Genomic DNA, 12727 nt, shown 5'->3' on the forward strand with positions numbered 1-12727 from the left:
ACGGAGGTATCCCAACCATGTCCGACAAATATAGCAAAATGTACATCAACGGCGTATGGCGCGAAGGCTCCGGCGAGCAGGTGTACGAGGATAAGAACCCGTTCAATAACGAGGTTATCGTAAAGTTCCGGCTTGCGAACCAGGATGATATCGACGAAGCTTACACCGCTGCCAAAACGGCGCAGAAAGAATGGGCAAAGTCCACGGCCGAAGAACGGAAGGCGGTCCTGATGCGTGCCGTTAAGCTATTGCAGGAACGCAAAGACGAGATCGTCAGCGTTATGGTCAAGGAGACCGGGAGCTCGTACGTCAAAGCTGCGTCCGAATTCATGGCCGGTTTAGGCTCGGTGCTTGCCGCGGTCGAATACGTCGATTCCATGTTCCAGCCGCAAATTTTCCCGGCTCAAATTCCGGGCAAGGAAAACCATGTATACCGGGAGCCTGCGGGCGTTATTGGCGCAATCGTCGCCTTCAATTTCCCGCTCTATATGGGACTTCGGGTTGCCGCTCCCGCTATCGCAGCCGGCGACGCGGTTGTGATCAAGCCGGATACGCAGACGTTTATTTCCGGCGGACCGATTATCGCGGATATTTTCGAACAAGCCGGCCTTCCGAAAGGGGTCGTAAACGTAATCGCCTACGACATCGCGGAAGTCGGAGACTATATGATCGAGCATCCGGTGCCGCGTATCATTTCTTTCACGGGCTCCACCGGCGCCGGACGCCATATCGCGCAGCTATGCGGCAAGCATTTGAAGCGCACCTCGCTGGAGCTTGGCGGCAACAACGCGTTTGTGGTGCTCGAAGACGCGGATCTCGATCAGGCGATCGACGCCGCGGTCTTCAGCAAATTCATGAACTCCGGCCAAGTATGCATCTGCACGAACCGCTTCTTCGTTCACCGCAAGCATTATGAAACGTTTGTCGGGCGGTTCGCCGAAAGGGCGAAGCAGGTGCCTTACGGCGATACGTCCGATCCGAAGGTCATTATCGGTCCGCTCATCAACGAACGCCAAGTGGAAAAGGTGCTCGGCATCGCCGAGGATGCGAAGAAAGACGGCGCGCGCCTCGTGCTCGAAGGAGAACGAATCGGCGGCGTTGTAACGCCATTCGTCTTCGCGGACGTTGATCCGAAATCGCGCCTGGCCCAAACGGAAATCTTCGGGCCAATCGCTTCGATCATTCCGTTTGAATCGGATGACGAAGTGCTGGCGCTCGTCAACGATACCGAATACGGCTTGTCCGGCGCCGTATTCACAACGGATCTGGACAAGGGCGTTGCCTTTGCCCGCGCTTTCGAAAGCGGCATGACCCATGTCAACGACACGACGATCAACATGGACATGAAAGCTCCGTTTGGCGGGGAGAAAGCCTCCGGCATCGGCCACTACCATGGCGAGATCGGCTTCGAAGAATTCACGACGACCAAATGGGTATCGGTCCAGAAGGACCGCCGCTCGTTCCCGTTCTGATTCCATAAGTAAAGCCCGAGGGAATCTGCTGTTAAACAGCAGCGCCTTCGGGCTTTTTTTACAATTTAACCGGCATCTGCTGCTCGTCCCGCTGCTTCTTCGTCAAGGCGAAATACAGGCTCGTCAGAAGGACAAAGATCACAACGTAAAAGGCAAGCCGCCCGGCCTGCGACCACATATGAGCGAAATCGCCGCTCGAGATCACGTCCCTGTAGCCGCGGATGCTGTAGGTCATCGGCAGCCAAGGATTCATCGCCTGCGCCCAGCCAGGCAGCAGCTCATACGGGAAGGTGCCCGCGCTTGAGACAAGCTGGAAGATCATGAGCAGCAGCACAATGAACCGGCCGGGATTATCGAGCCAGGTCACAAAGGTTTGAACAACAAACATAAAAGTAAATCCGGTTAATACGGTGTACAGATAAAATAGCGGCACGCTCTGCACCTTTAATCCCAGCACGTATAGAATAACCGTGCTTAATATAAGGGATTGCGCAAGACTCATCACGCCGAAGGTAAGCAGCTTGCTGAGGAACAAAGGAAACCCGTCCGCTTCTTCATCCGCCGATCGCCTAGCCGAGAACATCGTCGTGAAAACAAGCGAGCCCGCAAACAAGGCCATGGACAGAAAATACGGGGCGATCCCGTTCGCGTACAGCCTCACCTTGCGGTCGTCATTCGCCACAATCGTAACCGGCTCGGCAATCATCTGGATCGTCTTCTCATCCGCCTTGAGGCTGGCCGTTTGCTCGGCGGCGCTCGCCAGATTGTCCGCCAGCTGCTTCGAGCCGGTGGCCACCTTATCGGCTCCGGTTGCCAGCTCGCCCGCGCCGGATGCCAGCTGCGAAGCCCCGCTTGCAAGCGAAGCGCCGCCGGCCTTAAACTGCGAGATGCCGGACTTCAGCTTCTCCGACCCCTGCGCCAGCTGCGCCGCGCCTTGTCCGAGCTGCTTGCCGCCCGATACAAAGGCCGGGAATTTGGCCGCCATTTGCGCTAAGCCGTCACGCAGCTGGTCCTGCGCCGTCGCCAGCTGAGAGGCGCTTTGCAGCAGCTTGCTCTGACCGGCGCTAAGCTGCTTGCTGCCGGCAAGCAGCTTCTGCTGCCCGGCATTCAAGGTGCGGCTGCCCGTAAGAAGCTCCTGCTGGCCCTTGCTCAGCTCCTTTGCGCCAGCAGCTACCGCCTGGCTTGCCGCCAGCAGCTTCTGCACCGCCGGATCGGCAGCCAAATCGGCGTTGCTGTCCGCCAGCTGCTTGAGGCCCGCAGCTAACTGGGCGCTGCCATCGGCCAACGTATTGCTCGCGGCAGCCGATGCGGTCAGCCCCGACTCCAGCTGCTTGCTGCCCGCCGCGGACTGCTGCAGGCCGGCGTACAGATCATCCGCTCCGCTCTTGGCGGACTGGATCCCGTCCTTCAGCTGCCCCGATCCATCCGCCAGCTTATCGGCTCCCTGCTTCAGCTGCGTGGAAGCCGCGCCTAGCTGCGAGGCCCCGGATGATAAAGTCTCCGCACTGCTGCTTAGCTTTGACAGCCCCGCGTTCAGCTCCGATGCCCCGTTCTCCAACTGGCCAATACTGGCGTTGAGCTTGGCCGCCCCGCCTGACAGCTCCTGCAGCTTGCTGCTTAGCGTCCCCGCGCCATTCTTTAATTGCACCGCACCGTCACGCAGATCAAAAGCCCCTGCCGCCAGCTTGGAAAGGCCGCTTGAAAGCTCCGAGAATTGAGAGAGCATACTTCTCGAATACGCCTCGGTCAGATTTTGCGACAGCCTGTTTCGCAGCTCCTTTGTCGCATTTTCGCTAATCTGCCCGGATATAAAGTTATAAAAGCTGTTCGATTCGAAGATAATATCCGCCTTCTGCGGCGTGTTGCTCGTTAAAGAGGACGCATGCTCGGAGAAATTGTCAGGAATCGTAATCGTCGCGTAATACCGGTTGCTGACCATCCCCTCGCGTGCGGCCTGCTCGCTGACGAACCTCCAGTCGAAGGTCTCATTCTCCTTCAGCTCCTTCACGAAATCCTCGCCGACATTCATCGCTTTCCCTTGATATTCCGCGCCTTTATCCAGATTGACAACGGCAACCGGCAAATCCTGAAGCTTCCCGTAAGGATCCCAATTCCCCTTGATCAGGAACCCGCCGTACAGCATCGGCACGATAGATACGCCAAGAAACGTAATGATAAGCATCCTGTTTTTTAGAAAATAACCCAAGTCCTTCTTAAACACTCCAAACGAATTAGCCAATTCGGATCCATCCTTTATCTGTCATTCTTCGTGCACCTATTGTTTCCTATGCCTTCCACTTCCATTCGACAGCTATTGCATTTACAATCTCGTACACTTTAATAGAGGACTACATTTTGAAGGGATGCGATGCTGATGAGTCGATGGAAAATCGTTGTGCCGCTGCTAATCGGTTGTCTCTTTACCTTTGCAATAACCGGCTATGCCGCCTCCCAGGCGGCGTACGAAGAAGCCGAGCAGTCATGGGCCGCCCCGGCATTAAAAGAATGGCTCGATTTCGGATGGCTGCAGGGCTATCCGGACGGAACGATTAAACCGGAGATGCCGGTAACCCGGGCGGAGATGGTATCGATGATCAACAGAGCTTTCGAATTGAGCGATACGGCTCCCTTCTTTTATCAAGACGTCAAGACGTCCGACTGGTTTTATACCGAAATAGGCAAAGCCGTTCAGGCAGGCTACATACCCGAGGGAGGCAACGGCCGGATAAGACCGGAGCAGATCATTACTAGGGAGGAAGCGGCGCTTATGCTTGCGACCCTTGTTCAGCTGGAGCTTCCGAGAGAACAGGATACCCCGTTCAAGGACAATGATCGGATTCAGGAAGCAAGCCGCGGAGCCGTTGCGAACTTAGCGGAAAAAGGAATTGTGCAGGGCTACCCGGACGACACCTTCCGGCCTGACGAGCCTGTCACCCGTGAAAGCGCTGTCAGCATGATCGACAGATTGCTGAAGTCCGGCATCGTGAACCGGACTTACTCGGCGCCGGGTACCTATGGCCTTGAATCCGCCGTCGAGACGGTGTACGGAGACGTTACGATAGCAGCTCCTGATGTTACTTTGCGAGATTTGCATATTAAAGGGGATTTGATTATCAAGAGCGGTAGCGAAGGTTACCGCCTTATCGATGTCACGGTGGATGGCGACACTATTAGCTGACATCAGCCTTGCCTATAGCATTGTTTTCCGGTTATTTGGTACTATTAGTCTAAAAAACAGATAAAGGAAAAATACTCGATGTCTTTAACCTCATTAGAATCTATTGCTTTCCGCGAAATCCGGGAACGGATTATGCGGGCTGAATATATGCCGGGTTCCATGCTATCGGAGAACGAGCTTGCCGCGCAGCTTGGCATGAGCAGAACGCCGGTCCGCGCCGCTATCTCCCTGCTTGAACGGGAAGGGCTTGTAGGCTCCTTCAGGGGGCGGGGGGTTATGGTAAAGGAAGTATCCGTCCATGAATTCAGCGAGATGTACGAGGTTCTTGTCTCCATGCAGCTGTTCGTGCTGGACACGGCCGCCAAGCGGCAGTTAAAATTCGATATTGCAGCCATGGAACAAGTACTCGAGCAGCAGCAATCCGCCTTGGAGCAAAAGGATTATTACGGCTACTACAACAGCACTTTGCAGTTTACCGAAACCATTCTGAAAACGATCCATAACGAAAGCATGCTGCAAATCATGGAGCTGTACCGCGGCCGTTACGTGTTCACCACCGTATCCTATCGCATCAAATACCCGCAATATCAGCCAAGCCATTCCATTCAAACGAACCGCAGTATTCTGGAAGCGATCAAAAGCGGCGATATCGCCGCGGCTAAAGCCGCCGTCGCCTCGCAATACTCGGATACCCATGAGCAATTCATTCTCCATGGCTTAATGAAATAAATAGTTGATTCAAAAAAAAGCCATGAACTCCGATGTCGGAATTCATGGCTTTTGGTTTATCGAGCTTTCCTCTTCCTCCGATGGTAGATCAACCACCCCATCCAACCGAGCCCCAGCGCGAGCAGTACGCCAAGCAGCACGATATAAGACAGATGGAACAGGGATTCATTCATTGGGGTAACCTCCTTAAACGCCAGCTCTTACCCAAATAGGATGAATCTAACGGGCCAAATTATACGGCTGCCTTGTTTGTCATTTCTTCACCGCTGCCTTGAATGCTTTCACCAGATCATCCGCGCTCTCCGAGATGACGAAGAGGACATAGTTGCCCTGCACGACAATTTTGTAGTTTTTCGCATTCTCGTACTGATCCTGCAAATACGATTCGAACTGCTTCTGAACCGCTTCGGCGCGGCTGACCATGCCCTTCTTCACGGCATCGATATCCTTATCCTTCTTCACCTTAAACACGGCAATCTCGTTTGTCTTTACGTTCATAAGCGGCATGCGGCCGGAGTAATCGGCAAGCGTCGAGGTATCGATGCCATACATGTTCTTCACGTCATCGGCGGTCATCGCGATCAGGGCAGGCTGCTCGACCGCCTTCAGCATCGCATCGATGATTTCACTTGCCGCAGCATCCGCTGACGGGCTCGGGCTTGGCTTGACGGTTGGCTTCGGTGTTGGCTTCTGCGTCGGCTTTGGCGTAGCGGACGGCTTCGCGCTTGGCGAAGGCGTTGCCGCCGGTTTTTTTGCCGGCTCGGATGGCTTCGCGCTTGGAATTGGCTCCTTTGACGGCGCCGGCGTCTGGCTTGGTTCGGCAGAGGCGCTAGGCGAAGGATCCGGGCTTACGGACGGGCTTTCTTCCGCGGGAGCCGTAGCCGTAGGAGTTGGCGAAGCTGCCGTATTATTGCTGCTGTTATTGTTATTGCCGCCGCAGGCGCTGAGCACGCCGCCCATAATCATAGTCGTGAGAAGCAGAATGATAGCGCGTTTTTTCATGTAAGAACTCTCCCTTGTTATATCGATTATTTATTAAGCTTAAGAATCTCGTTGTTCTCCGAGAAGGTTGCCGTATTAAATAGCATCAGCGTGTGGCTGATGCCGTTCGCTTTCCTGTATTCGCTAATGCTGCCGTTGTAATAGCGCATGTCAATGACATGAATTTCTTTGACATGCTGCGTCAGGAAAGGCAGGACGCTGTGGGCATACGAATCCTTGACCACAAGCAGCTTGTCCAGATCCTCTTCGCCCTCCGGAATATCGCTTGTCAGCGTCATAAGCGCATGAACGCCGCCGAGGAAATACGAGTATTTATCTTTTTTGGCGAGGAAGCTCTCGTCGTACAAGCAGTCCGTGGTTGTATCGGTATCCGCTACGTATACCGACGTGGGCACCGGTTTCTTCGGCAGAAAGACCTGCAGCAGGTCCGGCTTCGCCAGGCTGAATTGTCCGCGCGTATGGTAGCTCCCGAGGAAGGAATCGCTTACGGGCTTGACCGTATAATTCGACATCGGATGCGGGGTCCATCCCATCTGCTTCGCATAAGCCTCATAAGCGTAATAAGCGCCCAGCGTCGTCCAGTGATGGTCGGTCCGGTAATAGATCGGGGCGGAGATATGCGGCTTCAGAACGTCGAACCCGTTGATATACGTCAGATTGGCAGAGCCCCGCAGCTCTTCCCCTACCGCTGCGTTCACCTGATCCTGCCGGTCATGCGGCGCTTTCCAAGGAAGCTTATCCGGATAAAGACCAATGGAGGTCGGCGCAAGCAGGAACGTCAATTCAGAGTCCGGACTAGAAGCGGCAAAACCCTTCACGGCATCCGCATATTGAGCGAGCAAGGCCGGAGTCGGCTTCGCAAACTTCTCGAACAGATAACCGTCCTTCCCTTTGTAAATCCCGTTGTTCTCCTGCTGAAGCCGCAGCTGCTCGGAGAGCGACTTCACCCACACCCACTGCCCGCGAAGCGGAAAATGGTCCGTGACGAACGATTCCGCTTCCTCCGCGAACTGCTTGGAGATCAGATGTTCCCAGGTCAGTTTGGGCTCCGCCTGCAAATAGCGGTTCTCGAGCTCGGAGAACTTCCTTGCCGGCGAGAAGAGAAAGATCAGTGCGAGAACAAAGAGCGTCGCGATAAACCAGATGGCGAGCAGACGGTCGGTTTGTTTTTTCATCATGGATGTCCCCCTTGCTGTCAGAAACGGAAGTACAGGAACGGATTAAAGGTCGCGTCGACGAGATAAGAGACGGAAAGAAAGAACAGGACAAGCAGTGAGGCAGAGCCGGCCAACGAGCGGATGGCCGATAAGCCGCCGTTCTCCCGCGCTGGCTCCGTCCGCTTCCTCCAGGCGATTGAGGCCAGCACAAGCACCGCGAGCAACCCCAGGTTCGTATACAGGAAATACATCGTCCCGTCATTCCAGACCGGCTGTCCGTTAAGGCCAAACATCGCTTTCAGATAACCGCCAACCTTCGGCAGCTCGTCAAAGGCGAAGAGCACCCACCCGATCAGGATAAGCAGGCTGGCGTAGACATGCCGGATCCAGCGCGGCGCGCGGGCGAGCAGGCGTAGACCGGCCCATTTTTCAAAAATAAGAATAACGCCGAAATACAAGCCCCACAGCATGAAGTTCCATGCCGCCCCATGCCAGATCCCGGTCAAAAGCCAGACAATCAGAATGTTGCGGAGCTGCTTCGGCAGACCCTTCCGATTGCCGCCAAGCGGAATATAGACGTTATCCCGGAACCAGGTGCTCAGCGATATATGCCATCTGCGCCAGAAGTCCGTAATGCTCTGCGCCGTATAAGGCTTATTGAAGTTCTCGTTGAACCGGAACCCGAACATAAGTCCCAGCCCGATTGCCATATCCGAATAGCCGCTGAAATCGAAATAGATCTGGAACGCGAAAGCGATAATGCCCAGCCATGCCGTGAGCACCGGCAGCGTGCCCGCATCGGCGTCCGAAACCGCATGCCAGAGCAGGCCGATGTTATTGGCCAGAAGCACTTTTTTGGCCAGGCCGATAATAAAGCGCCTGACTCCCTCCGCAAACATCTCCATCGTCACGCGGCGTCCCTTCAGCTGCTCCGCCAGCGTGTTGTACTGCACGATTGGCCCCGCAACAAGCTGCGGGAACAAGGCGACAAACGTACCGAAGTCTATCCAGTTCCGCTGGGCTTTCGCCGTTCCCCGGTACACGTCGATAATGTAGGACATCGATTGGAACGTATAGAACGAGATGCCGATCGGCAGCGCCAGTTCCGTGAGCGGAATATCCGTGCCCAGCAGGGCGTTCACGTTGCGGATCGCAAAGTCGGCGTACTTGAAATACGACAGCAGCGCCAGGTTCACGATAACCGAGGCGACGACAATCGCTTTGCGCCGCTTCGATCCCCATTCCGGCCGGCTTAGCAGGAGACCAAAGCTGTAGTCGGTCACCGTCGAGATCAGCATAATGACGATATAGACCGGCTCGCCCCAGGCATAGAAGGCTAGGCTGGCCAAGAACAGAATCAGATTCTTTCCTCGTCGCGGCGACAGCCAGTAGAGCAGGAATACCGCCGGCAAAAAAATAAACAGGAATAACAGGCTGCTAAATACCATAGCCGGTTAATTCACTGTCCACAATCCGCCCCAGGCGGCAGGTTTCAATGGAGCTTTCCATAATTTCACGTCCAGCACTCTCCTCGATGTAGGTAATGATATCGCATACATAACAGTGCTACTGACGCGAATTCGGACAAGAAGGTTACAATTTGCCGCAAAATAACAGCAAAAAAAAGAGCATCCTCTTAAGGAGGATGCTCTTCGCAAGGCCATCATTCTATTGTCTAAGCGTCTTAAGCGCACCGCTCCAGGCAAGAACCTGGTCCAGCATGCCGTTTACGTTCGTCAGATGAAGATCGGCCGGTTTGAATACGGAACCGTTCTCAAAATCCGTGAACAGCGACAGCGCCGGGTGAACGCGTACGTCAGCGATCGACAGCTCGCCAAGAATGCCACGAAGATGCTCTGCCGCGCGAGCGCCGCCCACCGATCCGTAGCTCACGATGCCGGCTGCTTTGTTGTTCCAAGCTTCACGCGCGAAATCGAGAGCGTTTTTCAAGGAACCCGTGATGCTGTGATTGTATTCCGCCACGATAAACACAAAACCGTCGAGGCCCGCCAGCTTCGCATTCCAAGCGCCTGCTTGCTCCGAAGCATCCACTTCGCCAAACAGCGGCAGCTTGTAGTCGGCAACGTCTACGATCTCGTAGTTGGCATCGCCGCGTTTATCGGCAACACCCTTCACCCATTCGCCTACTTGCGGACATACGCGCCCCTGGCGCGTGCTTCCCAAAATAATCCCGATATTCAGCTTTGACATGATAGACCTTCTTTCTAAGAGTTAGTTGAACGATTTGAATCTTGCACTATCGTTTCCATATCATTCCTTCTCTATGCAGGGGTCTAAATCCTTTCCAAAGACTGCCTTAAATTCTCGTAAAGTTTTGCGGCTGCCGGAGATAAAGGCGCGGTACGGCTGACCAGCCCCATCAGCATGTCTATGGATACATCCTGAAGCTCCCTTATTTGCGTACCCTCGGGCAATGGCTCCAGGGCGGTTAGCGGAACAAAGGCAATGCCAAAGCCGCTTGCCACATAATGCCTTAGCGCCGTCATGCTGCCGATCTCCATCGTCTCGATCGACAAAGGCCCGTTATCCTGCAGAACCCTCTCGAGCTTCTTCCGGTAGGGGCAGTTCTCCGCCGTAATAAGCAGCCGGTGCCCTTCCAGATCGCTAAGCCTGATGCGCTTCAAGTCGGCCAGCCGATGGTTTGCCGGAAGCAGCAAGACAAACTTTTCTTGAAACAAAGGGTGAAAATACAATTCCTCGCCGGATTCCGGCGTAGAACAGAACGCAAAATCCAATTCGCCTTGTTTTAGCCCGTTCACCAGCAGAGGCGTGCTGGCGATCTCCAGAGCTACGTCAACCTTCGGATGCCCGTTCATAAAAGCCATAAGCAGCTGAGGCAGCCTAGTGCTGGCCGTTGGCTCCGTTACGCCAAGCCTCACCTTTCCGGCTTCGCCGTTTTGCAGCTCGACCAGATTGCTCTGCAGCCGTTCCATCCGGTGGACAATATCCAGGCTCTGCTCATAGAAGAGCCTTCCCGCTTCCGTAAGACTGACCTTCTTCCCCCGCTCAAACAACCGGACGCCAAGATCCGCTTCCAGCCTTTGAATCTGCATCGTCACCGTGGACTGGGCATAGCTCAGCTCCTCCGCCGCTTGATGGAAGCTGCCATGCCGGACAATGGCATGCAGCGTCTTTAAAGTCTTCAAATCCATTCGTCTCCCCAGCCCCCGGATTTATTCAAAATTTTTGAACGATTCCTTCATTTAATTCAATTATACAAATCAAACAGCGACTTATACAATGACATTAAACGAAGATCAAGGAGGCCGTAAGATGGAATTGAAGCATCAAACAGCGCTTGTAACCGGAGGAGGAACGGGAATCGGACGGGCAACCAGTCTGGCATTGGCCAGCAAGGGGGCGGCTGTTGCCGTTAACTATTCGCGCTCCGTGCGGGAAGCAGAAGAAACCGTACAGCTTATTCAGAGCTTAGGCGGGAAGGCGATCGCCATTCGGGCCGATGTATCGAAGGACGAGGAGGTCAAACGCATGACTGAGACTATCGTCCAACGCTTCGGCACCTTGGATTTGCTAGTGAACAATGCCAGCATCACCCGCCATATTCCGCTCCCCGACCTGGACGCCGCAACCGGCGAAGTGTGGGACGAATTGTTTGACGTCAACGTAAAAGGCATGTTCTATTGCGCAAGGGCAGCTGCCCCCCATATGAAAAAGCAAGGACGAGGCGCGGTCGTTAACATCGGCAGTATCGCCGGTACAACCGGCTTAGGCTCGTCCTTGCCTTATGCCGTATCCAAAGCCGCCGTCCACGGCCTAACCAAATCCCTCGCGCGGGCTTTGTCTCCTCATATCAGAGTCAATTGCGTGGTTCCTGGTGCCGTCGCAACAAGATGGTGGGCCGGCCGGGAGGAACAAATGTCGCAGCTCGCACCGAATCTGCTTCTGCGGCAGATCTCGACTCCGGAGGATATCGCGCAGCTGATCTGCGCTTCGCTGGAGCAGGAAGCCATGACTGGCCAGATAATTACCGTCGACAGCGGCCAAACGTTGTAACCCTATTTCACGATCTCCTTGTACTTCCCCGTGCTTGTAATTTTTACGGTAACCAACACGCGGCCAAGGGAATGCTCATTCAGGAAGAAAGAGCCTCCCTTGGTCAGCTGGTGGAACAGACGCGAGTGCTTCCGGTACAGCGTCTCTTCCAGTTGGAACGGATCGCAATGCTTAGCTAGAGCAGCGCGATACGTTTCTCTAATCTCTGCTTCTATCGCCTCCTCAGCCTTCTTTTCCATCACCCCGATTGTTGCATTGTCGGAATCTCTGACCGTTCCTTTTGCCGTAACCTTGAGATCGAACTTGACGTCCCCATTGCTCTGTACTTTCGGAATGACTCTCATACCGGGATGCTCGAACTGAATAGCTCCTTTATGACCGTCCTCCAAAGGCACTTGAAGGGTTGTCTTGCTGATCTTCTCCGTAGCCCATCTCAGCCCCTTGAGCTCGTCTAAGGACATCCAGTTCACCACCCTGCCCTTATCGAAGAAATACGCTCCATTCATCTCAAACATCCCGCGTCCGGCCTTTTCCTCCAGCCATGTGTGCCTGTTAATCGAAATGGAAGGGATATAAAGCGAGTTGCCGGGCTCATTCATATTGGCAATCAGCCGGTTGCCGTAAGAGGCAATGACGTATGGGCTCTGGGTGCGATTCTGCACGCCTGTGAACATGATGGTATCCAGAGGGGACAAATTAAAGAGCGACTTTTGCGTCAAAATGTCCTCCATCTTCTCCTTCGTGCCGAATACAAGCACGTTATACCGGATCTCATAATGCCGGTTTAACGTTGCATAGGTTTCCTTTCCTCCTCTCTTCATCAGATTCTCGCTCAGAACAACAGCCTTCAGATGTCCCCAGAATAAAGGAAACTGCGAGGTTTCGTTCGTATCGGCAAGCGACAGGGCAAGCGTCCCCCCATGCCCCATTCCGATCCATATTGGCACCTTCTGGCCCAGCGACGTATTCTCGGATCTCGCGATATTGGAGAAGTTAAGCACCTGCACGTAAGTCCTGTACTCGCCGTTTTCGAAATCCACCCCAAGAGCGGTGACATATGCCAAGTTTTGAATATCCCTTGAGTTTGCGCAGCCTGGCAGAAGACCGGCAATGAGCAGGCAAACGACTAATTTTACGGTAAGCAGCCGCACCTT

11 protein-coding genes are annotated in these 12727 nt (G+C 54.3%); 4 read left to right on the plus strand and 7 right to left on the minus strand.

Going from position 1 to position 12727, the window contains the following annotated elements; all coding sequences use genetic code 11:
- Positions 1 to 17 precede the first annotated feature (17 nt).
- Positions 18 to 1472, plus strand: a complete 1455-nt coding sequence (locus tag ACR9FF_RS29485) for an aldehyde dehydrogenase family protein (protein WP_435167667.1) — start codon at positions 18 to 20, stop codon at positions 1470 to 1472.
- Positions 1473 to 1530: 58 nt separating this feature from the next.
- Here ACR9FF_RS29485 and ACR9FF_RS29490 read toward each other — a convergent pair whose 3' ends face one another.
- Entirely contained in the window at positions 1531 to 3711 is a 2181-nt protein-coding gene (locus ACR9FF_RS29490; RefSeq protein WP_435167670.1) for a YhgE/Pip family protein, read from the minus strand.
- 135 nt (positions 3712 to 3846) lie between these two features.
- Between ACR9FF_RS29490 and ACR9FF_RS29495 the strand changes: the two genes are divergently transcribed.
- Together ACR9FF_RS29495 and ACR9FF_RS29500 are read left to right on the plus strand one after the other, a co-directional pair.
- Positions 3847 to 4650, plus strand: a complete 804-nt coding sequence (locus tag ACR9FF_RS29495; protein ID WP_435167673.1) for an S-layer homology domain-containing protein — start codon at positions 3847 to 3849, stop codon at positions 4648 to 4650.
- Between the two features lie 78 nt (positions 4651 to 4728).
- Positions 4729 to 5379: a GntR family transcriptional regulator gene (locus ACR9FF_RS29500; RefSeq protein WP_435167676.1), complete on the plus strand. Its 651-nt coding sequence runs from the start codon at positions 4729 to 4731 to the stop codon at positions 5377 to 5379.
- A gap of 252 nt (positions 5380 to 5631) precedes the next feature.
- Here the strand turns inward: ACR9FF_RS29500 and ACR9FF_RS29505 are convergent, their stop codons facing one another.
- The 5 genes from ACR9FF_RS29505 to ACR9FF_RS29525 all read right to left on the minus strand — a co-directional run bounded on the left by ACR9FF_RS29505 (position 5632) and on the right by ACR9FF_RS29525 (position 10711).
- Entirely contained in the window at positions 5632 to 6381 is a 750-nt protein-coding gene (locus ACR9FF_RS29505) for a DUF4358 domain-containing protein (protein ID WP_435167679.1), read from the minus strand.
- 26 nt (positions 6382 to 6407) lie between these two features.
- Positions 6408 to 7559 (minus strand): DHHW family protein, encoded by a 1152-nt coding sequence (locus tag ACR9FF_RS29510; protein WP_435167682.1) that lies wholly within the window; start codon positions 7557 to 7559, stop codon positions 6408 to 6410.
- A 17-nt stretch (positions 7560 to 7576) separates the two neighbouring features.
- Complete coding sequence (locus tag ACR9FF_RS29515; RefSeq protein WP_435167685.1) at positions 7577 to 8986, minus strand: MBOAT family O-acyltransferase; 1410 nt, start codon at positions 8984 to 8986, stop codon at positions 7577 to 7579.
- A gap of 220 nt (positions 8987 to 9206) precedes the next feature.
- A complete protein-coding gene (locus ACR9FF_RS29520; protein WP_127494942.1) occupies positions 9207 to 9749 on the minus strand; it encodes an NADPH-dependent FMN reductase in 543 nt (180 codons plus the stop codon).
- A gap of 83 nt (positions 9750 to 9832) precedes the next feature.
- Positions 9833 to 10711 carry a LysR family transcriptional regulator gene (locus tag ACR9FF_RS29525; RefSeq protein WP_435167689.1) on the minus strand — a complete coding sequence of 293 codons (879 nt, stop codon included), beginning with the start codon at positions 10709 to 10711 and terminating at the stop codon, positions 9833 to 9835.
- A 121-nt stretch (positions 10712 to 10832) separates the two neighbouring features.
- Here ACR9FF_RS29525 and ACR9FF_RS29530 point away from each other — a divergent pair, with 121 nt between their 5' ends.
- Entirely contained in the window at positions 10833 to 11573 is a 741-nt protein-coding gene (locus tag ACR9FF_RS29530; protein WP_435167692.1) for an SDR family NAD(P)-dependent oxidoreductase, read from the plus strand.
- A gap of 2 nt (positions 11574 to 11575) precedes the next feature.
- On the opposite strand, the gene ACR9FF_RS29535 is transcribed toward ACR9FF_RS29530, so the two are convergent.
- A complete protein-coding gene (locus ACR9FF_RS29535) occupies positions 11576 to 12724 on the minus strand; it encodes a Ger(x)C family spore germination protein (protein ID WP_435167695.1) in 1149 nt (382 codons plus the stop codon).
- Positions 12725 to 12727 lie beyond the last annotated feature (3 nt).

It is taken from the genome of Paenibacillus glycanilyticus (assembly GCF_051200795.1).
In the GTDB taxonomy this organism is placed as follows: domain Bacteria; phylum Bacillota; class Bacilli; order Paenibacillales; family Paenibacillaceae; genus Pristimantibacillus; species Pristimantibacillus glycanilyticus.